23 protein-coding genes and 1 pseudogene are annotated in these 24,656 nt (G+C 67.9%); 11 read left to right on the forward strand and 13 right to left on the reverse strand.

What is annotated here, in order from left to right:
- The first annotated feature begins 92 nt into the window (after positions 1 to 92).
- On the forward strand, positions 93 to 560 hold the full coding sequence (locus tag P9A17_RS17520) for an RDD family protein (protein ID WP_278039975.1): 468 nt from the start codon (positions 93 to 95) through the stop codon (positions 558 to 560).
- Here P9A17_RS17520 and P9A17_RS17525 read toward each other — a convergent pair.
- The 6 genes from P9A17_RS17525 to sucB are packed head-to-tail and all read right to left on the reverse strand — an operon-like array spanning position 557 to position 7,483.
- A complete protein-coding gene (locus P9A17_RS17525; RefSeq protein WP_278039976.1) occupies positions 557 to 2,371 on the reverse strand; it encodes an amidohydrolase in 1,815 nt (604 codons plus the stop codon). The two genes, P9A17_RS17520 and P9A17_RS17525, sit on opposite strands and share 4 nt — an antisense overlap.
- Before the next feature lie 8 nt (positions 2,372 to 2,379).
- Positions 2,380 to 3,132 (reverse strand): DUF4191 domain-containing protein, encoded by a 753-nt coding sequence (locus tag P9A17_RS17530; protein ID WP_278039977.1) that lies wholly within the window; start codon positions 3,130 to 3,132, stop codon positions 2,380 to 2,382.
- The gene (lipA, locus tag P9A17_RS17535; RefSeq protein ID WP_278039978.1) at positions 3,116 to 4,069 is read right to left on the reverse strand and encodes a lipoyl synthase; all 954 of its coding nucleotides are present in this window, start codon (positions 4,067 to 4,069) and stop codon (positions 3,116 to 3,118) included. The genes P9A17_RS17530 and lipA overlap by 17 nt, the downstream gene beginning before the upstream one ends.
- A complete protein-coding gene (gene lipB, locus P9A17_RS17540) occupies positions 4,066 to 4,764 on the reverse strand; it encodes a lipoyl(octanoyl) transferase LipB (protein WP_278039979.1) in 699 nt (232 codons plus the stop codon). The genes lipA and lipB overlap by 4 nt, the downstream gene beginning before the upstream one ends.
- A gap of 10 nt (positions 4,765 to 4,774) precedes the next feature.
- Entirely contained in the window at positions 4,775 to 5,686 is a 912-nt protein-coding gene (locus tag P9A17_RS17545) for a TIGR01777 family oxidoreductase (RefSeq protein WP_278039980.1), read from the reverse strand.
- 12 nt (positions 5,687 to 5,698) lie between these two features.
- Positions 5,699 to 7,483 carry a 2-oxoglutarate dehydrogenase, E2 component, dihydrolipoamide succinyltransferase gene (gene sucB / locus P9A17_RS17550; protein WP_278039981.1) on the reverse strand — a complete coding sequence of 595 codons (1,785 nt, stop codon included), beginning with the start codon at positions 7,481 to 7,483 and terminating at the stop codon, positions 5,699 to 5,701.
- Between the two features lie 159 nt (positions 7,484 to 7,642).
- Between sucB and P9A17_RS17555 the strand changes: the two genes are divergently transcribed.
- The 3 genes and pseudogenes from P9A17_RS17555 to P9A17_RS17565 all read left to right on the forward strand — a co-directional run.
- Complete coding sequence (locus P9A17_RS17555) at positions 7,643 to 7,996, forward strand: oxidoreductase (RefSeq protein ID WP_278039982.1); 354 nt, start codon at positions 7,643 to 7,645, stop codon at positions 7,994 to 7,996.
- 37 nt (positions 7,997 to 8,033) lie between these two features.
- Positions 8,034 to 9,518 carry an SDR family oxidoreductase gene (locus P9A17_RS17560; RefSeq protein WP_278040565.1) on the forward strand — a complete coding sequence of 495 codons (1,485 nt, stop codon included), beginning with the start codon at positions 8,034 to 8,036 and terminating at the stop codon, positions 9,516 to 9,518.
- A 97-nt stretch (positions 9,519 to 9,615) separates the two neighbouring features.
- Positions 9,616 to 9,999, forward strand: a pseudogene (locus P9A17_RS17565) (SDR family NAD(P)-dependent oxidoreductase); the annotation flags it as partial.
- A gap of 9 nt (positions 10,000 to 10,008) precedes the next feature.
- Here P9A17_RS17565 and P9A17_RS17570 read toward each other — a convergent pair.
- Positions 10,009 to 11,529 carry a leucyl aminopeptidase gene (locus tag P9A17_RS17570; protein ID WP_278039983.1) on the reverse strand — a complete coding sequence of 507 codons (1,521 nt, stop codon included), beginning with the start codon at positions 11,527 to 11,529 and terminating at the stop codon, positions 10,009 to 10,011.
- A 58-nt stretch (positions 11,530 to 11,587) separates the two neighbouring features.
- Between P9A17_RS17570 and gcvT the strand changes: the two genes are divergently transcribed.
- Both gcvT and P9A17_RS17580 read left to right on the forward strand, forming a co-directional pair.
- Positions 11,588 to 12,685: a glycine cleavage system aminomethyltransferase GcvT gene (gene gcvT / locus P9A17_RS17575; RefSeq protein ID WP_278039984.1), complete on the forward strand. Its 1,098-nt coding sequence runs from the start codon at positions 11,588 to 11,590 to the stop codon at positions 12,683 to 12,685.
- A 32-nt stretch (positions 12,686 to 12,717) separates the two neighbouring features.
- Complete coding sequence (locus P9A17_RS17580) at positions 12,718 to 13,821, forward strand: branched-chain amino acid aminotransferase (RefSeq protein WP_278039985.1); 1,104 nt, start codon at positions 12,718 to 12,720, stop codon at positions 13,819 to 13,821.
- Here the strand turns inward: P9A17_RS17580 and P9A17_RS17585 are convergent.
- From P9A17_RS17585 to P9A17_RS17595, 3 genes are read right to left on the reverse strand one after another with little or no spacing between them, the layout of a single operon-like run.
- Positions 13,818 to 14,546, reverse strand: a complete 729-nt coding sequence (locus P9A17_RS17585; RefSeq protein ID WP_278039986.1) for an adenosylcobinamide-GDP ribazoletransferase — start codon at positions 14,544 to 14,546, stop codon at positions 13,818 to 13,820. The genes P9A17_RS17580 and P9A17_RS17585 overlap by 4 nt on opposite strands.
- Before the next feature lie 5 nt (positions 14,547 to 14,551).
- Positions 14,552 to 15,598 (reverse strand): nicotinate-nucleotide--dimethylbenzimidazole phosphoribosyltransferase, encoded by a 1,047-nt coding sequence (gene cobT / locus P9A17_RS17590; RefSeq protein WP_278039987.1) that lies wholly within the window; start codon positions 15,596 to 15,598, stop codon positions 14,552 to 14,554.
- On the reverse strand, positions 15,595 to 16,272 hold the full coding sequence (locus tag P9A17_RS17595; RefSeq protein WP_278039988.1) for a DUF3043 domain-containing protein: 678 nt from the start codon (positions 16,270 to 16,272) through the stop codon (positions 15,595 to 15,597). The genes cobT and P9A17_RS17595 overlap by 4 nt, the downstream gene beginning before the upstream one ends.
- A 60-nt stretch (positions 16,273 to 16,332) precedes the next feature.
- On the opposite strand from P9A17_RS17595, the gene P9A17_RS17600 reads away from it, so the two are divergent.
- Together P9A17_RS17600 and P9A17_RS17605 are read left to right on the forward strand one after the other, a co-directional pair.
- The gene (locus tag P9A17_RS17600) at positions 16,333 to 17,412 is read left to right on the forward strand and encodes a glycerate kinase (protein ID WP_278039989.1); all 1,080 of its coding nucleotides are present in this window, start codon (positions 16,333 to 16,335) and stop codon (positions 17,410 to 17,412) included.
- Between the two features lie 116 nt (positions 17,413 to 17,528).
- Entirely contained in the window at positions 17,529 to 17,906 is a 378-nt protein-coding gene (locus tag P9A17_RS17605) for an iron-sulfur cluster assembly accessory protein (protein WP_278039990.1), read from the forward strand.
- Between the two features lies 1 nt (position 17,907).
- Here P9A17_RS17605 and P9A17_RS17610 read toward each other — a convergent pair whose 3' ends face one another.
- Positions 17,908 to 18,579 carry a hypothetical protein gene (locus P9A17_RS17610; protein WP_278039992.1) on the reverse strand — a complete coding sequence of 224 codons (672 nt, stop codon included), beginning with the start codon at positions 18,577 to 18,579 and terminating at the stop codon, positions 17,908 to 17,910.
- Positions 18,580 to 18,777: 198 nt separating this feature from the next.
- Here P9A17_RS17610 and P9A17_RS17615 point away from each other — a divergent pair, with 198 nt between their 5' ends.
- Positions 18,778 to 19,749, forward strand: coding sequence for a carbohydrate kinase family protein (locus P9A17_RS17615; RefSeq protein ID WP_278039993.1), 972 nt, complete (start codon positions 18,778 to 18,780; stop codon positions 19,747 to 19,749).
- Between the two features lie 40 nt (positions 19,750 to 19,789).
- On the opposite strand, the gene P9A17_RS17620 is transcribed toward P9A17_RS17615, so the two are convergent.
- Positions 19,790 to 20,917: a PE-PPE domain-containing protein gene (locus P9A17_RS17620; protein ID WP_278039994.1), complete on the reverse strand. Its 1,128-nt coding sequence runs from the start codon at positions 20,915 to 20,917 to the stop codon at positions 19,790 to 19,792.
- A gap of 182 nt (positions 20,918 to 21,099) precedes the next feature.
- Positions 21,100 to 23,031: an asparagine synthase (glutamine-hydrolyzing) gene (gene asnB, locus P9A17_RS17625; RefSeq protein ID WP_278039995.1), complete on the reverse strand. Its 1,932-nt coding sequence runs from the start codon at positions 23,029 to 23,031 to the stop codon at positions 21,100 to 21,102.
- 175 nt (positions 23,032 to 23,206) lie between these two features.
- On the opposite strand from asnB, the gene P9A17_RS17630 reads away from it, so the two are divergent.
- The gene (locus P9A17_RS17630) at positions 23,207 to 24,190 is read left to right on the forward strand and encodes a cytochrome c oxidase subunit II (RefSeq protein WP_278040566.1); all 984 of its coding nucleotides are present in this window, start codon (positions 23,207 to 23,209) and stop codon (positions 24,188 to 24,190) included.
- An 18-nt stretch (positions 24,191 to 24,208) separates the two neighbouring features.
- Positions 24,209 to 24,631 (forward strand): cytochrome c oxidase subunit 4, encoded by a 423-nt coding sequence (locus tag P9A17_RS17635; RefSeq protein WP_278039996.1) that lies wholly within the window; start codon positions 24,209 to 24,211, stop codon positions 24,629 to 24,631.
- Positions 24,632 to 24,656 lie beyond the last annotated feature (25 nt).

Consider the following 24,656-nt stretch of genomic DNA (forward strand, 5'->3'; position numbering starts at 1 on the left):
GTTGCACGGCAGTCAACCGCATGTTGCGTGGACGTTACGCATGCCGTCTGTACCGGTGCCTGACACTATCGGCCGACGCATATCCTTGGCGTATGGCCCGCACGATCGGCTCCTGGTTATCGGGACCCACGCAATCCAACGATCCCGACCACCGGGCCACCTTTCCAGGCGAGCGTCTCGGCCTTCCCGAAACCGGCCCCGGGTCGATCGCCCGCTTCGGCCGTCGCATCGCCGCACTGCTCGTCGACTGGGTGGTGGCTCTGGGTCTGGCCGGCCTTGCCTTGGCGTTCGGGTGGATCAGCTCCGCCAACGTGCAGACCACGCAGCTCGTCGTGTGGCTCGTCCTCGGCATCCTGTCGGTGCGCCTATTCGGCTTCAGCCCCGGCCAGCTCGTCCTCGGACTCAAAGTGATTGCCGTCGACAACCGCGAGCACGTCGGATCGGGGCGGGCGCTCGCCCGCGGATTGCTGATCACCCTGGTGATCCCGGCGCTGTTCACGGACTCGGATCTTCGTGGACTGCACGATCTGGCGACCAAGACCGCCGTGGTGAAGCGCTAAACCTGGTGGCGGATCTGGCCGTTCATCATCGTCAACGTGACGGTCGTGGTGTGGATGTCGTGCGGGTCGATCTCGAAGATGTTGCGGTCCAACACGATCAGATCGGCCAGCTTGCCTTCTTCGACTGACCCGACTTTGTCGTCGAGCCGGATCTGGTAGGCCGCGCCGAGCGTGTTGGCGTGCACGGCCTCCTCGACGGTGAGGGCCTGATCGGCGGGCGCGAGCACAGCCGCGTCCGGCACGCTCACCAACTGCCGGGTGACGCCGATCTGGATCGAATCGAGCGGCTTGTAGGTCGAGAAGTAGCCCGCGGCGGGCCAGTCGGTGCCCAGCGAGATCCGCCCGCCGGACTTCAGCACGTCCTGGGTGCGGTAGAAGAGGTCCTGACGCGGCTTGCCGTACCGGGCGGCGAGATTCTGCACCGTGTCGGGATCGGCGGAGATCCAATTCGCGGAGAACTGCGCGATGACGCCGAGCTCACCGAACCGGCGACTGTCGGGGTCCTCGACGTAGACGAGGTGGGCCACGGTATGCCTGCGGTCGCGTGGCGGATTCGCCGCCATGGCCGCCTCGATGGAATCCAGGGCAACCCGGGCGGTGCGCTCACCGCAGGCGTGGACATGCACGTCGAATCCTGCGGCGTCGACCTCGGAGACCAGTTGGCGCCACTGGTCCTCGGTAAAGGGGGAACCGCCGATCGAATCCGGTTTGTCGGCGTACGGCTCGATGAGCCAGGCGGTGTAACCCTCCTGAGTGCCGTCGCCGATGATCTTGACGGCGCCGACGCTCACCAGCTCGGTGGAGATCCGGTTGCGGATGTCGGTCAGCTGCGCGACGGCGTCGTCGACCGGCGGTGACTTCACGCTGTATGACGCGACGACCCGGAACGGAAGTTCGCCGCGCTTCTCGACGTCCGTGTACAAGGCGATGAGCGCGGCTTGGTCACCGCCGACCGGAGGCACGCCCGCGTCGAACACCGACGTGATGCCCGCCGTCGACGCCTTCGGCAGCCATGCCCTCAGCAGCTGCTCCATCGAGTCCGCCGATATCGGCTCGATCGCATCGACCAAGCCGAGCACCGCATCGACTTCCAGCACGTAGCCGGTCGGCTCACCGTTCTCGTCGCGCACGTAATAGCTGAACCCGGGGATCGGGTCCTGGGTGTCCTTGTTGACACCGGCGATCTCCAAGGCCTTGCTGTTGGCCCACATGCTGTGGCCGTCGATCGCGAAGAAGAAGCCGGGGCGGTCGGGCAACACCTTGTCCAGGTCCGTCCTGGTGGGGCCTTGCGGCCCGAACATGTCCACGCGCCAACCGAATCCGCGCACCGGGCCGGTCGGATTGGCCTTGGAATAGGCGGCGATCGCGTCCAGCGCGTCCTGACCGGTCGGTACCTGGAGGTCGACGCCGGTGGACAGGAACGACCCGAGGAACGGATGGATGTGACCCTCGACGAAGCCCGGCATCAACAGCTTGCCGTCCAGATCGATCACCTGGGTGTCGGGGCCGGCGAACGTCAACGCGCCCGCGCTGTCTCCGACCCAGGTGATCGTCGTGCCGGTGACGGCGACGGCCTCGGCCCACGGCACGGAGCCGGCCACCGTGTAGACGCGGCCGTTGTGGAAGACGAAATCGGCGGGAGCTGTCTCAGTCGAGGAGGACGGAGAGCTGGAGGCCGGCTCCGTCGCGCAGGCCGCGGCGGTCACGACGACCGCCGAGATGGCTGCAGTCCGCAGGACGGTGCGGCGGGACACCGACTCGCGGCGCCCGAACGCGGCAAAGCGCGGAGCCCATTCGCACGCGAGACACATCGGGTGTGTCAGCGCCGCCGAACGGTGCGCTGCACGCCACGCATCTTGGCCTGCTGCGGCAACGGGCCCTTCGGCATCGCCGCCGGGCCGACCTTGGTGCCGAGCGCGGCCAGGCGCGACTCCAGCGAGTCCATCTGCTTGGCGGTGATGTTGGCGGGCAGCTTGGACAGGTGCCGTTCCAGCTTGGCCAGCGGAACCTCACCCTCGCCGTTGCCGATGATGATGTCGTAGATCGGGGCGTCGCCGACGAGTCGCGCGGTGCGCTTCTTCTCCTGCGCGAGCAGCGGCTTGACGCGGGCGGGCGAGCCTTCGCCGACGAAGATCACGCCCGGGCGTCCGATCACGCGGTGCACGGCGTCGAAGTGTCCGGTTGCGGCGACACCGGGGGTGACGCGCCACTTACCCCGCAGATTGTCGAGCGCCCACGCGGCCGCGCCTGTCTGCCCCTCGGCCTTCTTGTAGACCGACTTCTGCGCGCGCCGCCCGAAGATGATGAACGCCACAAGCGCGCCGAGCACGACCCCGAGCGGGATCAGCATGTACGTCGTGAAGCCGCCGGCGAAGACGCCACCCACCACGGACAGCGCCACGATCAGCACGAACGCGCCGATCATGTACGGCAGGAGGCGTTTGTCCTCTTTGCGCTGGATCTGGAACGCCTGCCACAGCTGACTGCGCCGTTGCTTGGATGCCGCCTTGCGGGCGGCCTTCGCCTCGGCCTTGGCCGCCTTGGCCTCGGCCGGGTTACGCGATTTCGCCATTGGTCAAGGATACGGCCGACCGACTGGCCACCGTCTGCGCGTACAGCTTTCCGGCGCGGTACGACGAACGGACCAGCGGACCAGCGAGTACACCGGCGAAGCCAATGCCCTCCGCGTAGCGCTGATGGTCGACGAACTCCTCAGGATGAACCCACCTCTCCACCGGGTGGTGGCGCGGCGACGGGCGCAGGTACTGCGTGATGGTGACGATGTCGCAGCCCGCGTTGTGCAGGTCGTCCAGTGCGGTGCGGACCTCTTCGGGTGTCTCACCCATGCCGAGGATCAGGTTGCTCTTGGTCACCAGACCGAAGTCGCGCGCCATCGTGATGACCGACAGGCTGCGCTCGTAGCGGAAGGCGGGCCGGATCCGCTTGAAGATGCGCGGAACCGTTTCGACGTTGTGCGCCAGCACTTCCGGACGCGATTCGAAGACCTCGTTGAGCTGTTCGGGGATCGCGTTGAAGTCCGGGATCAGCAGCTCCACACCGGTGTTCGGGTTGAGCGCCTTGATCTGGCGGACCGTCTCGGCGTACAGCCACGCCCCGCCGTCGGGGAGATCGTCGCGGGCAACACCCGTCACGGTCGAGTAGCGCAGGCCCATTGCCTGCACGCTCTCGGCGACCCGGCGCGGCTCGTCACGGTCCAGGTCGGCGGGCTTGCCCGTGTCGATCTGGCAGAAGTCGCAGCGGCGGGTGCACTGCTCGCCGCCGATCAGGAACGTCGCCTCGCGGTCTTCCCAGCACTCGTAGATGTTGGGGCAGCCGGCTTCTTCGCACACCGTGTGCAGACCCTCGCGGCGGACCAGTCCCTTGAGCTCTTTGTACTCCGGACCCATTCTCGCTCGCGTCTTGATCCACGGCGGCTTGCGCTCGATCGGCGTCTCGGCGTTGCGCACTTCGAGGCGCAGTAGCTTGCGGCCGTCAGGAGCGATACTCACTGGGCCGATTCTACGCGCGCGGCCGGCGCGACACCGACCGCGATGCGGCCGTCGAGCGCGTCCAGAACGGCATCGGCGACCCGATCGATCACGTCCTCCACCGCGACGGTCCGGCCCAGTTCAGCGGTCAGCGATGTCACGCCGGCATCGGCGATCCCGCACGGGATGATCGAGCCGAACGCGCCCAGGTCGTTGTCACAGTTCAGCGCGAACCCGTGCAGTGTCGTCGCCCGCGCCACCCGGATGCCGATCGCGCCGACCTTGCGCGCCGGCCGCAGGCCGTCGGCCGCCACCCAGACGCCGGAGCGGCCCTCCACCCGGCCCGTCTCGAGGCCGAACGACGCGCACACTGTGATCAACGACTCTTCAAGGCGGCGAACGAAATTCACGACGTCGAGTGGCTCGGCCAATCCGATGATGGGGTAGCCCACGAGTTGTCCGGGACCGTGCCAGGTGATCTTGCCGCCGCGGTCGGTGTCGACGACGGGCGTGCCGTCCATCGGGCGTTCTTCGGGGAGGGTGCGCTTGCCCGCCGTGTACACGGGAGGATGTTGCAACAGCAACAGGTGGTCAGGCCCGCCCGCGACGCGCTCGTCGACCAGCTGCCGCTGCAGATCCCATGCCGCCTGGTACTCCAGCACCCCGAGCGCCCGCACAGCCACCGGGTCGGTGCGCGATCTGATCGATACCGCCATCTTCTCGACGCTACTCACGGTTGGAGTTCGTGGCGAACGCCAGCGCCTCACCGATCGTATTGTGGTGGAACTCGAAACCCGCCCGCTCCAGTGCCGCCGGGATGGCCCGCTGACCACCCAGGACGCCCTCGTCGGCGAACTCGCCGAGTGCCGCCCGCAACGCGAACCCGGGGACGACGAACGCCGTCGGCCGGTTCACCGAACGCCCGAGCGCCGTCGTGAACTCCGCGTTGGTGACCGGCGCCGGACCCGTCACGTTGACCGGTCCCGACAGCTCGTCGTGCGAGATCGCGAACAGCAGCGCCCGCACCTGATCCTCGAGGCTGATCCACGACAGGTACTGCCTGCCGTTGCCGAGCCGGGCACCCAACCCCAGCGAGAAGAGCGGCTTGATTCGGCTCAGCATCCCGCCCGACGGCGCCATCACCAGACCGGTCCGCGTCAGCACGACCCGAACGCCCGCATGGGCTGCTACGCCCGCCGCGGCTTCCCAATCGATGGCGAGCCTGGCCAAAAAGTTGTGGCCCGGCCCGGCCGACTCGTCGACCGGGGTGGCGCCTGAATCGCCGTAGTAGCCGACCGCACTCGCGTTGACCAGCACCGGCACGCCAGCCTCGACGACGGCGTTGGCCAACACCTCCGTCGGGCCGATCCGGCTGTCGCGCAGGCTCTGCTTGAACGCCCCCGACCACCGCTTCTTCCCGACATTGACGCCGCACAGGTTGACGACGGCATCCACCCCGTGCAGAGCGGTCGCGTCGAACTCGCCGGTAGCCGGATTCCAGAAGACCTCGTCGGCGTTCGACGGCGGCCGCCGCACAAGGCGGATGACCCGGTGATCGGTGGCGCGCAACGCATACACGAGCCCGGTACCGATCAGACCGGATGACCCCGCTATCGCGACGACAGAATCCGATGGCAACGACACTGCTGTCTACAGCCCCAGGTCGGCCTCGAACGCACCCTCTTCGAGGCGACGCTTGATCGTCGTGACGAACCGTCCGGCGTCGGCGCCGTCGATGAGACGGTGGTCGTACGTCAACGGCAGGTACGACACCGACCGGACACCGATCGACTCGTTGCCGAACTCGTCGACGATCACCCGCGGCCGCTTCACGATGGCGCCGGTGCCCAGCATCGCCGCCTGCGGCGGCACCAGGATCGGCGTGTCGAACAGCGCGCCCTGGCTGCCGATGTTGGTGATCGTGAACGTGCCGCCGGACAACTCGTCGGGCTTGAGGTTGCCCGACCGCGCCCGCGCCGCGATGTCGGAGATGGCGCGCGCCAGCCCGCCGAGCGACAGATCACCGGCATTCTTGACAACCGGCGAGAGCAGCCCCTGCTCGGTGTCGACGGCGAAACCGAGGTTCTCGGAGTCGTAGTAGGTGATCTCCTTGGATTCCTCGTTGTAGCTGGCGTTGACGTTCGGGTGGATCTTCAACGCGTCGATGACGGCCCGCGCGATGAACGGCAGATACGTCAGGTTGACACCTTCGCGCTCGGCGAAGCTCGCCTTCGCCTTGGCCCGCAGCGACACGATCTTGGTCATGTCGACCTCGTGTACCTGGGTCAGCTGCGCTGTCGTCTGCAGGGATTCGCGGGTCTTCTTCGCGGTGATCTGACGGATCCGGTTGGCCTTCTGCGTGGTGCCGCGCAGGTGGGCCAGCGCCCCTTCGGGAGCCGGTGCCGGCGCGGACTTCTTGGCAGCAGGCGCCGCAGCCTCGGCTGCCGGTTCGGCCTTGGGCGCCTTCGCGGCTTCGGCGGCGGCGAGGACGTCCTGTTTGCGGATGCGTCCCCCGACTCCCGTGCCCTTGACGGACGCGAGGTCGACGTTGTTCTCGCCGGCGAGTTTGCGCACCAGCGGCGTGACGTACGGGCCGTCGGCAGACGATTCGGCAGCGGCCGGCTTCGGCTCCGATTTGGGCTCCGATTTGGGCTCCGGCTTCGGCTCCGGCTTGGGTTTGGCCTCTTCCGCCGGCTTCGCCTCGGGCTTCTTCTGCTCGGGCTCAGGTTCCGGCTCGGGCTCGGGTTCCGGTTCGGGTTCCGGCTCGGACTCGGCCTCGGCGCCTTCGTCGCCGATCTTGGCCAACTCGCCGCCCACCTCGACGGTGTCGTCCTCTTCGGCAGTGATCGACACCAGCGTGCCGGCCACCGGCGACGGGATCTCCGTGTCCACCTTGTCCGTGGACACCTCGACGAGCGGCTCGTCGACCTCGACGCTGTCGCCGACCTTCTTCAACCAGCGGGTGACCGTGCCCTCGGTGACGGACTCGCCCAGCTCCGGCATCAGCACCGGTGTCGACGACCCCGACGAGCTCGATCCGCCGGACGACTTCTTGGGCTCGGGCTTCTTCTCAGGCTCGGGCTCCTCGTCAGCCTCTGCTTCGGGCTCGGGCTCGGGCTCGGATTCCGGCTCGGGCTCGGCGTCCTCGGATTCCGGCTCGTCCTCGCCGTCGTCGCTGCCGCTGTCGTCGCTCTCATCGGCGTCACCGATGACGGCGAGTTCGCCGCCCACCTCCACGGTGTCGTCCTCCTGGGCGACGATCTTCTTCAGCACACCCGCGGCGGGCGAGGGAATCTCGGTGTCGACCTTGTCGGTCGACACCTCAAGCAGTGGCTCGTCCTCCTCGACCGTGTCTCCCTCTTGCTTCAGCCAGCGGGTGACTGTCCCCTCGGTAACGCTCTCTCCGAGTGCGGGCATCTGGACGGAGATGGCCATAGTTTCGTGGCTCCCTTGCACGGTCTGTCGAGGTATCTGAGCTGTCGGGTTCCATCCTGTCACGTCCGCGGTGACGTTTCGTCGCGGACGGGTGTACTGGCAGCTCTGGCACTATCGAAAGGAAGATGGCGAGGGGATGGCCGGAAGGAGCAAGCCCAGGTGGGACTGTTCGACAAGCTTCGCGGTCGACGCCGTGGCGGTGGTACAGCAACCAGTGATCCCGCGGCCGACCTGCGTTACCTCCAGCAGTGGGTGGCCACGCACACCGGCGTGGAGGCGTTCATCGAGCCTCAGACGACCGTCACCGACGTCACGGTCGTCCTGGTCGCCGCCGACGGCGAATGGACCCGGCGCCGGGCGGGCGGGGACGCCGGCGCCCGGCGACTGTCCGACCGCCTGAAGATCCCCGTCTACGACGTCCAGAAAGTCGGCTATCCGCAGCGGATGCGCGACTACGACGCCCGTCGCCGTATCGAACGCAAGCGCGCCGCGCGGGACGAACTCGACCGCTAGCGCCGACCTCGCAGCAGTAACCTGTGCGCCCGTGAGCATGCAACCCATCCTCGTCCTGGTGCACGGGCATCCCGACAACCCACGCGTGTGGGATCCTGTGGTCGAGCTGCTGTCCGGACGATTCCGGATCGTGCGCTACGACGCGGGTGAGGTCGCGGCAGCGCTCGACGGGATCGAAGGCGACGCTGTCCACGTCCTCGCGCACGGCTGGGGCTCCGCGGCCGTCTGGCAGTACCTGGCGCGCGCCGGCTCGAGAGACCGCGTCGCCTCGTTCACGGCCGTATCGGGACCCGCGCCCGAGCACGTCGCGCGCTATCTGCGCGACACGCTGAGCCGGCCGCACCGCCCCCGCGCTTTCGCCGGCGGCCTCGGCCAGCTCGCGCGACTCGCGGTCGCGGCGCCGAAAGCACTGACCAGCAAAGCAATTCGCGCCAACATCGCCCGCGCCGACGCCGGCTCGGTTCCCGTCGACACCCCCGTGCAGGTGATCGTCGCCACCGGTGACCCGTACGTCAGCTCCCGGCTCTACGACGACACGACGGCGTGGGCGTCGCGCCTGTGGCGCCGCGACGTCGTCGACGGACACGTGACGCCCGCGACCCATCCGCAGCTGCTCGCGCGGGCGGTCACCCAGCTCGTCGACCACCTCGACGGCGCCCCGGCCGCCAGGGAACTGTTGCGCGCGCAGGTCGGCCGGCCGCGAAAGGCGTTCGGCGACATGCTCGTCGCCGTCACCGGCGCGGCCAGCGGAATCGGCCGCGCGACGGCGCTGGCCTTTGCGCGCGACGGGGCCGACGTGGTGGTCAGCGACGTCGACGCCACCGGACTCGAGGAGACCGCCCGCCTCGTCGCGGCCGAAGGCGCCCAGGCGTACCCCTTCATCGTCGACGTGGCCGACGCAGCCGCCGTCGAGGCGTTCGCCGAGCAGGTGACCGCCGAACAGGGGGTCCCCGACATCGTGGTCAACAACGCCGGCGTCGGCCACGCGGGATTCTTCCTCGACACCCCTGCCGAGGAATTCGACAGGGTGCTCGACATCAATCTGGGCGGCGTCGTCAACGGGTGCCGATCGTTCGGCAGGCTGCTCCGCGACCGCGGCACCGGCGGCCACATCGTCAACGTCGCATCGATGGCGTCCTACACGCCCGTCAACGTCATGAACGCCTACTGCACGTCCAAGGCCGCCGTCTTCATGTTCTCCGATTGCCTTCGCGCAGAGCTGGATTCGTTCGGCGTCGGGCTGACCACCATCTGCCCGGGATTCATCAGCACCAACATCGTCGACACCACCAGGTTCTCACTGGGCGAGGGACGCGACGGCGAGGAGTTGCGCGCCCGGGCCCGCAAAGGATTCACGGCGCGGCACTACGGACCCGAGAAGGTGGCCGACGCGATCGTCGCCGCGGTGAAGAGCAACACGGCGATCCGCCCCGTCGCCCCCGAAGCCCACTTCGTCTACGGCGTCGCGCATGTGCTTCCGCAGGCGCTGCGCAGCACCGCCCGCGGCGGCAACTTCGTCTAATTCCGGTGTCTAACCGTTCACGGCAATATCTTCCAGGACCGCGAACATCGTCCGCGTCGGCACCCCCGTGCCGCCCTTGGGGGTGTAGCCCCACGGCTACACGCCCGTCAACGTCATGAACGCCTACTGCACGTCCAAGGCCGCCGTCTTCATGTTCTCCGATTGCCTTCGCGCAGAGCTGGATTCGTTCGGCGTCGGGCTGACCACCATCTGCCCGGGATTCATCAGCATCAACATCGTCGACACCACCAGGTTCTCACTGGGCGAGGGACGCGACGGCGAGGAGTTGCGCGCCCGGGCCCGCAAAGGATTCACGGCGCGGCACTACGGACCCGAGAAGGTGGCCGACGCGATCGTCGCCGCGGTGAAGAGCAACACGGCGATCCGCCCCGTCGCCCCCGAAGCCCACTTCGTCTACGGCGTCGCGCATGTGCTTCCGCAGGCGCTGCGCAGCACCGCCCGCGGCGGCAACTTCGTCTAATTCCGGTGTCTAACCGTTCACGGCAATATCTTCCAGGACCGCGAACATCGTCCGCGTCGGCACCCCCGTGCCGCCCTTGGGGGTGTAGCCCCACGGCCCGCCCGAGTTGTAGGCCGGAGCCGCGATGTCGATGTGCGCCCACTCGACGCCCTCGGCGACGAACTCCCGCAGATAGGTTCCGGCCACCAGCATGCCCGCGTACCGCGATCCGCTGACGTTGGCCAGGTCGGCCACCGCGGACTTGAGGTCGTCCTTCAACTCTTCCGGAAGGGGCATCGCCCAGCCGTTTTCGCCGACGCCCTGGGAGATCTCGGCGACCCGGTCGCGGAACTCGTCACTGCCCATCACGCCCGGTGTGCGCGCACCCAGCGCGACCGTCTGCGCCCCCGTCAACGTCGACGTCTCGATCAGATAGTCGGGCCCGTCCTCGCATGCCCGCACCATCGCGTCGGCCAGGATCAGGCGGCCCTCGGCGTCGGTGTTGAGCACCTCGACGGTGATGCCGCCGTACTGCGTCAGCACATCGCCGGGCCGTTGCGCCGTCGACGAGGGCATGTTCTCGGCCATCGGCACGTAGGCGATGACATCGATCGGCAGCTTCTGGCGCGCCGCGAGCACCACCGTCGCGATGACCGCCGCGGCACCGCCCATATCGGAGGTCATGTGGTGCATGTTGGCGGCCGGTTTGATCGAGATGCCGCCGGTGTCGAACGTGATGCCCTTGCCGACGAGCGCGACCTTCTTGCCCTTGCGCCCGCCGCCGCGGTGGGCCAGGCGCACAAGCCGGGGCGGGCGCGACGAGCCCTTGCCGACGCCGATGATGCCGCCGTAGCCGTCCTTGGCCAGCGCCTTCTCGTCGAGCACCTCGACGTCGAGACCGGCGTCCTCGCCCAAAGCCTTTGCGCGCTTGGCGAATTCGGCGGGGAAGAGATGGCTGGGCGGGGTGTTGACGAAGTCGCGGGCCGTCGCGACCGCGTTCGCGATCGCCTCGGCGCGGGTCGCGGCCTCCTTCGTCGCCGCCTTGGTGTCGGGCGTGAGCGCGGTGATCTTGCGGACGCCCGCGTCCTTCGGTGCGGTCTTCTCGCTGCGGAACGCCGAGAACCGGTAGGAGCCCAGCACCAGACCTTCGATGGCGGCCCCGAGGTCGAGGTCCGACAGTGTCGTGAACACGTTCTCGATGCCGGACAGCGAACGGGCGGCCACCCCGGCGGCGCGGCGCACCGTCTCGGCCGACCACTCGTCGCGGGACTTGCCCAGGCCGACCGCCAGGACACTGCTGACCGGCAGTGCGGGTACGACGACGCGGGTCAGCGACTCGTTGCCGCCCTTGGCGCCCAGCGCCTCCAGCGCGACCTCGATCTCGCCCACCGCTTCGGCGTCCAGATACGGGTTGGCCACCACCGTGGCCCGGTCACCGTCGTCGGCCCCGGAAACCACGGCGACGATCAGGACCGACGAGTCGACCCGGCGCTTGGGCAGCGCACTGGCGACCGCGACGGCAGGGGACAGGTAACCGGCAGAGGTGCTCACGGGGATTCACCCTAGCCATCAGGGTCGAAACCGTCGCGCGCTACTAGGGTGGTTGGTCGTGACCGACAACTTGCTGGCCGGACCCCTGGAGAACCGTCACCGCGAGCTCGGTGCGAGCTTCGCGGAGTTCGGCGGATGGCTGATGCCGGTGTCCTACGCGGGCACTGTCACCGAACACACCGCGACCCGGACGACAGTCGGGCTGTTCGACGTCAGCCACCTCGGCAAGGCGCTGGTGAAAGGCCCGGGTGCCGCTGAGTACGTCAACTCCGCGTTCACCAACGACCTGCGCCGCATCGGCCCGGGCAAAGCGCAGTACACGTTGTGCTGCACCGAATCCGGCGGAGTCATCGACGACCTGATCGCCTACTACATCTCCGACGACGAGATCTTCCTCGTCCCCAACGCGGCCAACACCGCCGCCGTCGTCGCCGCCCTGCAGGAGCACGCCCCCGCCGGATTGACGATCACCGACGAACACCGATCGCGTGCCGTCCTCGCCGTTCAGGGACCCAAGTCGGCATTGGTCCTCGGAGCTCTGGGACTGCCGACCGACATGGATTACATGGGCTACGCCGACGCCCAGTTCGCCGGTGTCGACGTCCGCGTGTGCCGCACCGGCTACACCGGCGAACAAGGTTATGAACTGCTGCCCTCGTGGGACCTCGCCGCCGTCGTGTTCGACGAGCTGGTCGAGGCCGTGAAGTTCGTGGGCGGCGAACTGGCGGGCCTGGGCGCCCGCGACACGCTGCGTACCGAGATGGGTTACCCGCTGCACGGTCACGAACTGTCGCTCGACATCTCGCCGCTGCAGGCGCGCACCGGTTGGGCCATCGGATGGAAGAAAGAGGCCTTCTGGGGACGCGACGCCCTGCTCGCCGAGAAGGAGGCCGGGCCACGCCGGACCCTGCGCGGACTCAAGGCGACCGGTCGGGGCGTGCTGCGCCCGGAGCTGACCGTGCTCTCCGGGGACACTCCTGTCGGCGTCACCACGTCGGGAACCTTCTCTCCCACTGTGAAAGTCGGTATCGCGCTGGCGCTGATCGACACCGCAGCCGACATCCCCGACGGGGCCACCGTCGCCGTCGACGTCCGGGGCCGCAAGGTCGAATGCGTCGTGGTCAAGCCCCCGTTCGTCGACACCCGCACGCGGTAATTCGCTGGCCGGCCGGTTATACAATCTCCTGCATGACTACTGGCCTCGAGTTCACCGTTGATCGCAATGCGAATTCGGCGGGCGACGAGGTACGCGCTGAGATCCTGGCGAATCCGGGGTTCGGCAAGTTTCACACCGACCACATGGTGTCGATCGACTACACCAGCGGTGAGGGCTGGCACGACGCGCGAGTGCTCCCGTACGGGCCCATCGAGCTCGACCCGTCGGCCATCGTCCTGCACTACGCGCAAGAGGTCTTCGAGGGGCTCAAGGCCTACCGGTGGGCCGACGGATCCATCGTGTCGTTCCGCCCGGAATCCAACGCCGCTCGGCTGCGCAACTCCTCGCGCCGGCTGGCCATCCCCGAGCTGCCCGACGACGTGTTCATCGAGTCGCTGCGTCAACTGATCGCCGTCGACGAACAGTGGGTGCCGCCCGCGGGTGGTGAAGAGTCGCTGTACCTGCGGCCGTTCATCATCGCCACCGAACCCGGCCTCGGTGTCCGACCCGCCGACGAGTACCGCTACCTGGTGATCGGGTCGCCCGCGGGCGCCTACTTCCCGCGGGGCATCAAGCCGGTCAGCGTGTGGCTGTCCCACGAATACGTGCGCGCATCTCCTGGCGGGACGGGTGCCGCCAAGTTCGGCGGCAACTACGCCGCGTCGCTGCTGGCGCAGGCCGAAGCCGCGTCGCACGGCTGCGATCAGGTGGTGTGGCTGGACGCGATCGAACGCCGCTACGTCGAAGAGATGGGCGGCATGAATCTGTTCTTCGTGTTCGGCAGCGGCGGCACCGCCCGCCTGGTGACGCCGGAGCTGTCCGGCTCGTTGCTGCCGGGGATCACGCGGGATTCGTTGCTGCAGTTGGCAACTGACGCGGGGTTCGCGGTCGAGGAGCGCAAGATCGACGTCGACGAATGGCAGAAGAAGGCCGCCGCCGGCGAGATCACCGAGGTGTTCGCGTGCGGGACCGCCGCCGTCATCACCCCGGTGTCGCACGTCAAGTTCGGTGAGGGCGAGTTCACCATCGCCGACGGCGAACCGGGCGAGATCACGATGGCGCTGCGGGACACCCTGACCGGGATCCAGCGCGGTACCTTCGCCGACACCCACGGATGGATGACCCGGCTGTCCTAGACGGCCAGGCCCAGCGCCACGACCGTCGTCGTCACCTCGACCGCGGCACCCAGCACGTCGCCGGTGATCCCGCCGAACCTGCGCACGCAATGCGCGACCAGCAGCGCGCTGCACCCCAGGGCGACCAGCATGACCAGCGGCCCCTGCCAGGGGCGGTCGGTCACCAGCGTCGCCGCGCCTGCCACCGCCACGGTCCACGCCGCGACCACCCACAGCGGCTGCGTGCCCGCGACGAATCCGCCGAGGGTGCTGCCCGCCGCCGCGGGGACCCCGCGCCGGCACGCGACGACCACAGCCACCCGGCCCGCCACCACCGCAACCAACACGGCCTGCCACCCCGATTGGGTGAACGCCAGCGACTGCACCAGCACCGTCACGGCGACGGCGGCCACCCCGAACGGCCCCGCCCTGCCGTCGCGCATCACGGCCAGCGCCCGCTCGGGCGGCCCGTAACAGCCCAGCGCATCGGTCGTGTCGGAAAGCCCGTCGATGTGAAGCCCGCGCGTGGCCAGCAGCAGCACAGCCACCGTGACCGCACCGGCCAGCACGCTGCCCGCGCCGAACGCCAGCGAGCCCACCCACCACACGCCCGCGGCCACCGCACCCAGCATCACGCCCACCACGGGCAGCGCGGTCAACACGCCGCGGCCGACGTTCGGGGTGAGCCTGGACGGCATCGGCAGAACGGTCGAGAACGCGAAAGCGCCTGTAAGGGAACGGATCACGGGCCCTACTCTCCGGTGATCCCGGCTTCCTCGAACGTCGCCATCGACGCCAGCGTGGCCACCGCCGCGCGCAGCACGGGCAGCGCGACCAGCGCGCCGGAGCCTTCGCCGAGGCGCATGTCGAGTTCGACGATGGGCGTCAGGTCGAGCTGGCGCAGAGCCAGCGTATGGGCGGGTTCCGTGGAACGGTGTCCGGCCCGCCACCACTGCCGGACGCCTGGGGCGAGCTTCTCTGCGGTCAGCGCCGCCGCCGTCACCACGACCCCGTCGAGCAGCACCGGCGTGCGCCGCACCGCGGCCTGCGCCAGAAATCCCGTCATCGCAGCCAGATCCGCACCACCGCAAATGCGAAGCAGCGCAATAGGATCCGCGGTGATCCTGCGGGTCCGGAAAAGTGCGTCGCGGATCGCCGCCGTCTTGCGCGACCACCCCGCGTCGTCGATACCGGTGCCCCGGCCGACCACGACCACGGGTTCGGAATCGGTCAGGGCGGCGATCAGCGTCGTCGCCGGCGTCGTATTGCCGATACCCATGTCGCCCGCGATGAGCAGATCTGCGCCCGCGTCGACCTCCTCGTCGGCGATCGCGCGACCGGCATCGATCGCCGCCACCACCTCCTCAGGCGTCAACGCATCCTCGACCGCGATGTTGCCGCTGGAGCGGCGGATCTTGTAGGCGTCAGACAGCGATTCGTCACTGTCGACGGCGACATCCACGACGCGAACGCCGGCGCCGGCCACCTCGGCCAGCACGTTCACCGCGGCGCCACCCGCCGCGAAGTTGGCCACCATCGCGGCCGTCACCTCCGCCGGATAGGCCGAAACCCCCGACGTGGTGACACCGTGGTCACCGGCGAACACCACGACCCTGGCCCGCTCGAACTGCTTCGGCGGGCAGACGCCCTGGCATGCCGACACCCACACCGAAAGCTCCTCCAGTCGACCGAGAGCGCCCGTGGGTTTGGTCAGCACCGCCTGCCGGTCCCGCGCCGCCGCGGCGGCGTCGGGATCGGGCACGGGAATGTCAGGAAAGTAGGCCACCTGCGGCGTCACGCAACGCGCGTGCCGCGCTCGACCTGAGGCCGGGGGGCGCGCATCCGGCGCAACTGCGACCCGCGGCTGGCCGCGTAGAAACCGAGCTTCCAACCGGTGTCGGTGTTGTCGGGGAACTTGGCGTCGGCCATCTTGTTCACCTTGCGGCCGAGGACGAAGCCATCGACCACCATGATCAGCACCAGCACGAGCATCGCCGGCGAGATCAGCGCCTGCACCTGAACCGACGGCACCGCCAGCATGATGAAGATCATGCCCAGCGCGGCGGGCATGAACAGGCCCAGCAGATTTCGCCGCGCATCCACGATGTCGCGCACATAGCGGCGCACCGGCCCCTTGTCGCGGGGCAACAGGTAGGCGTCCTCGCCGGACATCATCTTCTCGCGGCGCTGGTTCATGTCGGAGCGACGTTCGGCGCGCTCGACCTTGCGTTCCTCGCGAGACAGCTTCGGGCCGCGCAACTCCTTGCGGCGCTTCCTTGCCTCCGCGCTCGTCATCGGGGCCGGCGCGACGGGGCCACGCTTGCGGCTGGCCTCGCTGCGCTTCGGGGTCGGCTTGCCCTTGGGCGCCGTCGCGGTGCGTTCGGCCGCCGCCGCCTCGGCGGTGTCGGTGACGGGAACGGACTCCTCGCCGGAATCACCGGCATCATCGTTCTTGCGGCCCAGCAGCTTCACGGCTCCCAGGTTACTTCTCCGCGTACGGCGGGCCCAATTCGCGCGGGATAGTCTTCCGTGGTGGCAGGCGCCGAAAACTCCCCGAGAACCGTGCTGATCGCCCCCGACTGTTTCGGGGACAGCCTCACCGCCGTTCAGGCCGCCCAATCGATCGCGCAGGGATGGCGGACGTCGCGTCCCGGCGATGCGCTGATGCTGGCCCCGCAGTCCGACGGTGGCCCGGGATTCGTCGAGGTGCTGGCGAGCCGGCTCGGCGAGATCCGGACGATGACCGTCAGCGGTCCGCTGGACCTCGAGGTCGAGGCGCACTGGGTGCTCGACGCCGACCCGCCCGTGACCGCCTACATCGAATGCGCCCAGGCGTGCGGCCTTGCGCTGCTCGGTGGCCCCCCGACGGTGCGCACCGCGCTCGACGCGCACAGCAGGGGAGTCGGGCAGCTCATCGCCGCAGCCCTGGAAGCCGGCGCCGGCCGCATCGTCGTCGGACTCGGCGGCAGCGGCAGCTCCGACGGAGGGCGCGCCATGATCGAAGCGCTCGGCGGGCTCACAGTCGCCCGCGAACGACTCGACGGCGTCGACCTCATCGTCGCCAGCGATGTCGAACACCCGCTGCTCGGCCCGATGGGCGCCGCCGCCGTCTTCGGACCTCAGAAAGGCGCCGACGCCGAAACCGTCGCAGTGCTCGAAGCGCGGCTCACCGCATGGGCCGAAGAACTCAACGCCGCCGCAGGTCGGTCGATCACCGACGAACCCGGCGCCGGCGCGGCAGGCGGAATCGGCGCGGCGCTGCTGGCACTCGGTGGCCGCCGCGAATCCGGTGCCGCGATCATCGCCGAACACACCGGGCTGGGCTCCGACGTCGCCACCGCCGACCTCGTCATCACCGGGGAAGGCCGCTTCGACGACCAGTCGCTGCACGGCAAGGTCGTCAGCGCACTCGCCGCGGGTGCTCGCTCCAACCAGATACCGGTCCTCGTCCTCGCAGGCCAGGTCACGCTCGGACAGTCCGCTCTGCAGGCCGCCGGCATCCAATCGGCCTATTCGATCACCGACCACGCCGGTTCAGTGGAGAAGGCGATCGAGGATGCGGCCAACCAGCTCACCGGACTCGCCACCGAGGTGGCAGCGGCCTGGCGATGACCCGGCGCTTGAGAAGATGAGGAATAGCGGCGGAACCAGGTACCGTTGATGTTGTAGGGCCACCCGAGACTGCGGGGGAGACCGGCCCACCCACGTACATCCACACAGGAGATTCCATGACTGTTCAGGACGAGTCGGCTGTGCAGGCTGGCCAGACCACCGAGGCGGCGCACGGCGCGACCCTGACGGATGCCGCGGCTGCCAAGGCGAAGGCCCTGCTCGACCAGGAGGGTCGTGACGACCTGGCTCTGCGCATCGCCGTGCAGCCGGGCGGATGCGCCGGCCTGCGCTACAACCTGTTCTTCGACGACCGCTCGCTCGACGGCGACCTGGTCGTGGACTTCAACGGCGTCGGCCTCACGGTGGACCGCATGAGCGCCCCGTACATCCAGGGCGCGACCATCGACTTCGTCGACACGATCGAGAAGCAGGGCTTCACGATCGACAACCCGAACGCCACCGGCTCCTGCGCCTGCGGCGACTCGTTCAACTGAGCTAGTACTGCCCGGCCGTCCGCGGCAGGTACGAACACACCAGGATCTCGTTGTCGATCGAGATCAGCTGGGCGACGGCCTGCTCGTCGGCCTCCTGCGGCTGATTGCGCGATGACCCGCTCGCCGGGATGACCCGCATCGTGAACAACACCTGGGCCTGCGTCGGCGACGACAGCACCATCTTGTCGATCGAGGTCACCTCGGCTTCCTCGTACTGCTTGCGGAACGCATCGCTGGACAGTCCGGCCAGCGCCAGGTCCGACCGGCGTTCCTTGACCGCGTCGAACAGGCCGCACAGCGTGTGGCGGGCGACGCGTTCGTCGTCACCGGAGGACAGCGCGTCCAGGTAATCCTGGATCGCGACCTGCGCCGATGCATCCGTCAGCGCGCCGGTGGCGGCCTGCTCCTCACGTCCTCCGCTGAGCGCCACCGCGGTGATCACCCCGACGACCGCCAGGATCGCCACCGCCGCGACCGAGATCGCGATCCACGGCTTGCGGCTGCGTTTCGGGTACGGCACCGGCGGAGGCAGCGTTCCGGGATACGAGGCACCGATGCCGCCGGCGGGATAAGGCTGCGCGGGAGTCGGGTATCCCTGCTGCGGGTACGTCTCCGGATACATGTGGGGGCCGGCCGGTCCAGCGCCATACGGGGGCGGGTAAGGACCAGTCATCGATGTGCTCCCGGGAAGTTCGGTCGGATCCTGCGGCATCTACAGTGACCAGGCAGGTGTTCATAGGCAGGTGTTCATAGGCAGGTTAGCGCAACCACCGGCGGTGCCCCTGCCAACGCTGCTGCGTGCGACGATGCTTGAAACGACGTGCTTGAACGAGCAAGCCGAAATGCCGAAAACGACGAAGGGTGAGACTGCGTGACCATCGCGGTGACCGGATCGATTGCCACTGACCATCTCATGCGCTTCCCGGGCAAGTTCTCGGAGCAGCTGCTGGCCGACCACCTCCAGAAGGTGTCGCTCAGCTTCCTCGTCGACGACCTCGTGATGCACCGCGGGGGAGTCGCCGGCAACATGGCGTTCGCGATGGGTGTGCTCGGTGGCAACCCGACACTGGTCGGTGCCGTGGGTGCCGACTTCGACGACTACCGGCAGTGGCTCACCTCGCACGGCGTCAACTGCGACAGCGTGCTCGTCTCCGAGACCGCCTACACCGCCCGCTTCGTGTGCACCACCGACGTCGACATGGCGCAGATCGCGTCCTTCTACCCGGGTGCGATGTCGGAATCCCGCAACATCAAGCTCGCCGACGTCGTCAAGGCAACGGGCACACCGGATCTGGTCATCATCGGCGCCAACGACCCCGATGCGATGTTCCTCTACACCGAGGAATGCCGGGCCCTAGGACTGTCCTTCGCGGCCGATCCCAGCCAGCAGCTGGCCAGGCTCTCGGGCGAGGAGATCCGCAAGCTGATCGACGGCGCCACCTACCTGTTCACCAACGACTACGAGTGGGATCTGCTGCTGCAGAAGTCGGGCTGGTCCGAGGCGGAGGTGATGAGCCAGATTCAGCTGCGCGTCACCACGCTCGGGGAGAAGGGCGTCGACCTCGTCGGCCGCGACGGCACGTTCGTCCACGTCGACGTCGTGCCCGAGACCCATAAAGAAGACCCGACCGGAATCGGCGACGCGTTCCGCGCGGGCTTCCTGACGGGCCGCGACGCCGGCCTGTCCCTGGAGCGCGCTGCACAGCTCGCGTCGTTGGTCGCGACACTGGTCCTCGAAGCGCCGGGTCCGCAGGAATGGACCTGGGACAAAGACGCTGCGGTGCAGCGGCTGACCGACGCCTATGGCGCCGACGCAGGCCGGGAGATCGCCGAGGCGCTGTAGCGCCGACAGAGCACCTGAGAGGCGCTTTAGCGCCTGAAGGCTACACGGCGCCGTCGCTGGACTCGCCCGACGAGTCGCCATCCCGGTGTTGCTTGCGTGTCGCGGTGCCGTCCGTCTCGGCGTCAGCGTCCGCGGCGGTCGCATCCGGCGCGTCGTCGGTGGCGGGGGCGCTCGCCTTCTGATGGCGCGTGCCGCTCGCGTGCTTCGCGTAGCCCTCCGACACCGTTGTTTCGTCGGTCTCGATGTCGCCCTCGTCGGCGTCGCGGGACGGAGAGGTGGAGGGCTTTTCGACGTCGTCGTCGTCGGCGACGTCCGACTCTGATTCGGCAGCGAGGCTGTCGATGTCGCCGGAGTCTCGGCGGACGTCCGTCGGCTCTGGTGTCGTCGGCTCCTCCTCGGCCGCCGGCAGATAGGACCGGTCGTAGCCGCGTTCCACCAATTCCTTCAACGGTGCGTTCAGTGCGTCCGCCAAGTCGGTCAGCCCCAGATTCCGCAGCGGCTGGAGAAGTGGAAGGTTTTCGGTCGGCACGAAGACGTAGGTGGTGTTGCCCTCTTTCCACACGATGTTGGCCGGGTCGTACATGTCCACGTTCTCGTAATCGGTGTGGATGATCGTGAACGCCATCAACGAGTTGAGCAGCGTCAACAAGTTCAGCGGATTGTCGGGGAAGTCGGAGGCGAAGTCGTACTGGCGCGAGATGTCGATCACTTGGTATTGGGTTTGCGGCATCACGTCGCTGTCCGAGCCGCCGTACGCGCGCGTGGGGTTGCCGATCACGACGAACGACAACTCGTCCGGCGACGGGGCATCCGCGTCGCCAGCGTGCGCCACCAGCCAGTCGGTGACCGTCCGGGCCCCCTCGCTGTAAGAGAACACGATCTTGGTTCCTGGCGTGGCGTCGATGGTCGCTTCAATTGTCGCGATTCCGTTGGGATCCCAGAGGAACTGATCAACGCGAACGCAGTTGTTCGGCGCCTGGCACAGCGTTCCGCGCAGTTCGTCCTTCATCGACCCTTCCCACGGGAAGACGGTCAACACGGTGGCCGGGCCCGGCACCGCGGGCACCGTGGCGGCGCCCGCGGTCGGCGCAGCAAACAGTGACAGCGCAGCCGCGCTCGCGGCGAGGGCCGCCCACGGCTGACGAGGCTGCTGTGCGTGACGGTCCATTGTCGAATCCCCCTCTGAAAGTGAACAGACGATCAGGCCTGCAACATCGCAGAGCGCGGGCGTCGAAGGCTCCCTCCCCAGGTGCCTTCGGCGCTACCGCTGATCCTGATACTGAACGCTACGCCGCACTTTGCTGGAACGGAATCAGGGAATTCCCTTGTTCTCGGCAGCCGGGCCCCGGACTAGAGCTGGACGGGGTAGGTCGGCTCGCTGATCCGAGGGGTGACGGTCTTGTCGACGAAGATCGCGTACCACAACATGAAGATCAACACCGTCCACAGTCGTCGACTGTGATCGCTTGTGCCGCTTCGATGTTCGTCAAGCATTGTCCTGACAGCGACGAGGTCTACATATTCGCCGGCCCCCGAAGAGCTGACCATCCCGTACGCCCAGTCGAGGAGTTCACCCGCCCGCAGCCAGTGCCGGATCGGCACCGGGAAACCCAGCTTCGGCCGATTCAACACATGTGCCGGGACGATGGGTTCCAGCGCGCGGCGTAGCGCGTACTTCGTTGTCGACCGGGTGATCTTCTGGTCGTACGGCAGCCGCGACGCGACCGCGAACACCTCGGAGTCCAGAAACGGCACCCGAAGCTCCAGCGAGTTGGCCATCGTCATCTTGTCGGCCTTGACCAAGATGTCGCCCCGCAACCACGTGAACAGGTCGATGTGCTGCATCCGTGCCACCGGATCCCAGCCCTGCGACTGCGCGTACACCGGCGCCGTGACGTCGGTGTGCACCCAGTCCTGGCGGAACTTGGGCAGCACGGCCCGCAGATGGGCGTCCGAGAAGCTGCGAGCGTTGCCGTAGTAGCGCTCCTCGAGCGTCAAGGAACCGCGGTGCAGCAGGCTCTTGCCCCGCATCCCCTCCGGCAGCGGACCCGCCATCTTGCCCACCGACTTGCGAAGGCCTCGCGGCAGAAAGTCGAAAGGCTTGAGCGACAACGGCTCCCGATAGATCGTATATCCGCCGAAGAGTTCGTCGGCGCCCTCGCCCGACAGCACCACCTTGACGTGCTTGCGGGCCTCCTTGGCGATGAAATACAGCGGCACCAGAGCCGGGTCGGCGACGGGTTCGTCCAGATACCAGACGATCTCAGGCAGCGCCGCGACGAACTCCTCCTGGCCGACGACCTTCGTCACGTGCCGGGCGCCGATCGCCTCCGCGGACGCCACCGCCACGTCGACCTCCGAAAAGCCCTCGCGCTCGAAGCCCGTGGTGAACGTGATCAGCCGCGGGTTGTGGCGCATCGCCAGCGCGGCGATCGCGGTCGAGTCGATGCCGCCCGACAGGAACGCGCCGACCGTGACGTCGGCGCGCATGTGCTTGGCCACCGAATCTTCCAGCGCAGCGGTGATCTCGTCGTAGCGGGCCTGCTCTGCGCCCACCGAGAACGGCACCGCCGAGAACCGGGGCTTGAAGTACCGCGTCACCACAGGCTCGGCGCCGGGCCGCACGCGGGCATAGCTGCCCGACTCCAGCCTTCGGATGCCGCGATGCAACGTCTCGGGTTCGGGGACGTACTGCAGCACGGTGTAGTGCTGCACGGCGCGCTCGTCGATGGTCAGGTCGATGCCCAGCGTGCCGGCGACGTCGAGCAGACACTTCTTCTCACTGCCGACCACCGTCCCGCCCGACCCCGTCGCCATGTAGAGCGGCTTGATGCCGAACGGATCCCTGGCGCACAACATCTCCTCGGCCACGGTGTCCCACAGGGCGAACGCGAACATGCCCCGCAGCCGCGGCAGCGCATCGGCGCCCCAGTGGTGGTAGGCGGCCAGGATGGCCTCGCCGTCGCCGTCGGTGTGAAAGACCGCGCCGTGCTCGGCGGCGAGCTCGTCACGCAACTCCAGATAGTTGTAGATCTCCCCGTTGAACACCAGGGAGTAGCGGTCGGGCTGATCGGCTGGTCCCCACCGCAGCGGCTGGTGGCTGTGCGCTATGTCGATGATCGACAGCCGGTTGAAGCCCAACACCACGCGGGCGTCGTTCCAGGTACCGGGCTCATCAGGGCCGCGATGGCGCATCTGGGCGGTCGCACCCGACACTGCGTCGACGACGCCGGGGGAGACCTCAGCCGACGGGTCGGTTACCAGCGCAAGCAGTCCGCACACCGCGCCAGTATGCCCAATCGCGCGGTCGCTTCGCGCCTGCGCCGTGGCGTGGTCTACGCTGCGTAGTATTCAGTGCAGCCGTCTGACCGCCCGCCGGTCAATCGACTTAGTAGGAGGCGCCAACGTGTCCGCTCGCGGCCTGAAGTTGGTGGCATTGTCCCTGCTCCTGGGCGGGATGACAGTGCTACTCAGCGGGTGCAGTTGGTCTGAGGTCCTGGGCCTGGGATGGCCCAACGGCATCACCCCCGAGGCACATCTGAACCGCGAGCTGTGGATCGGATCGGTCATCGCCGCGTTCGTCGTCGGCGGCATCACGTATCTGATGCTGTTCTGGACGATGGCCTTCCATCGCAAGAAGGCCACCGACACCGAGATGCCGCGCCAGTTCGGCTACAACATGCCGCTGGAGCTGACCTTGACGGTCATCCCGTTCATCATCATCTCGGTGCTGTTCTACTTCACCGTGGTGGTGCAGGAGCAGATCCTGAACAAGGAGCCCAACCCCGAGGTCGTCATCGACGTCACGGCGTTCCAGTGGAACTGGAAGTTCGGTTACCAGAAGGTCGAATTCGCCGACGGCACCCTGAGCTACGACGGCGTCGACAACGAGCGCAAAGAAGCCATGACGTCGCGCCCCGAGGGCAAGGACAGCCACGGCGTCGAAGAGGTCGGCGCGCTGCACGGACTCAACCCCGAGGACCGCACCTACCTGAACTTCGACAAGGTCGAGACCCTCGGCTCGTCGTCGGAGATCCCGGTCCTGGTCGTGCCGTCGGGCAAGCGCATCGAATTCCAGATCGCCTCCGCCGACGTCATCCACGGATTCTGGGTTCCGGAGTTCCTGTTCAAGCGCGACGTGCTGCCCAACCCGGTCGAGAACAACTCCGACCACATCTTCCAGATCAGCGAGATCCTGCAAACGGGTGCCTTCGTCGGCCGATGCACGGAGATGTGCGGCACGTACCACTCGATGATGAATTTCGAACTGCGTGTCGTCGAGCCCAACGACTTCAAGGCCTACCTCGAACAGCGCGAGGCGGGAAAGACGAATGCCGAAGCGCTGCAGGCGATCAACCAGGATCCGCTGGCCGTCACCACCAAACCGTTCGACAGCCGCCGCGGCGAACTGGCACCGCAGGTGCCCGAGGCGAACAGGTAAGGAAAGGCAAGACAGCACATGCATATCGAAGCCAGACTGTTCGAGTTCCTGACCGCGTTCTTCGCGCTGTCGACCGTCGTGTACGCCGTGCTGACGCACATGTTCCAAGACCCCGGTGGCGTCGAATGGGCGGGCACCACCGCGCTGGCCCTGACGACCGGCCTGACGCTGATCACCGGCACGTTCTTCCGGTTCGTGGCACGGCGGTTGGACACCCGGCCTGAAGACTACGAAGACGCCGAAATCGCTGACGGCGCCGGCGAGCTCGGCTTCTACAGCCCGCACAGCTGGTGGCCGATCATGATCGCGCTGTCGGGCTCCATCACCGCGGTCGGCATGGCGATGTGGCTGCCCTGGCTGATCGTGGCGGGCGTGTGCTTCATCCTGACGACGGTGTCCGGCCTGGTCTTCGAGTACCACACGGGGCCCGAAAAGCACTGACCTGCTGTCGGCCGTGCTTGGGGCG

The sequence above is a fragment of the Mycobacterium sp. 236(2023) genome (genome assembly GCF_029623955.1).
Classification (GTDB): Bacteria; Actinomycetota; Actinomycetes; order Mycobacteriales; family Mycobacteriaceae; genus Mycobacterium.

Coding starts and splice junctions, on each gene's coding strand:
- lipB (WP_278039979.1), bottom strand. CDS start 4,764: ATGGCGGTATCGATCAGATCGCGCACCGACCCGGTGGCTGTGCGGGCG.
- P9A17_RS17635 (WP_278039996.1), top strand. CDS start 24,209: ATGCATATCGAAGCCAGACTGTTCGAGTTCCTGACCGCGTTCTTCGCG.
- P9A17_RS17580 (WP_278039985.1), top strand. CDS start 12,718: ATGACTACTGGCCTCGAGTTCACCGTTGATCGCAATGCGAATTCGGCG.
- P9A17_RS17630 (WP_278040566.1), top strand. CDS start 23,207: ATGACAGTGCTACTCAGCGGGTGCAGTTGGTCTGAGGTCCTGGGCCTG.
- P9A17_RS17620 (WP_278039994.1), bottom strand. CDS start 20,917: ATGGACCGTCACGCACAGCAGCCTCGTCAGCCGTGGGCGGCCCTCGCC.
- P9A17_RS17525 (WP_278039976.1), bottom strand. CDS start 2,371: ATGTGTCTCGCGTGCGAATGGGCTCCGCGCTTTGCCGCGTTCGGGCGC.
- P9A17_RS17530 (WP_278039977.1), bottom strand. CDS start 3,132: ATGGCGAAATCGCGTAACCCGGCCGAGGCCAAGGCGGCCAAGGCCGAG.
- P9A17_RS17520 (WP_278039975.1), top strand. CDS start 93: ATGGCCCGCACGATCGGCTCCTGGTTATCGGGACCCACGCAATCCAAC.
- P9A17_RS17610 (WP_278039992.1), bottom strand. CDS start 18,579: ATGACTGGTCCTTACCCGCCCCCGTATGGCGCTGGACCGGCCGGCCCC.
- sucB (WP_278039981.1), bottom strand. CDS start 7,483: ATGGCCATCTCCGTCCAGATGCCCGCACTCGGAGAGAGCGTTACCGAG.
- P9A17_RS17560 (WP_278040565.1), top strand. CDS start 8,034: ATGCAACCCATCCTCGTCCTGGTGCACGGGCATCCCGACAACCCACGC.
- P9A17_RS17605 (WP_278039990.1), top strand. CDS start 17,529: ATGACTGTTCAGGACGAGTCGGCTGTGCAGGCTGGCCAGACCACCGAG.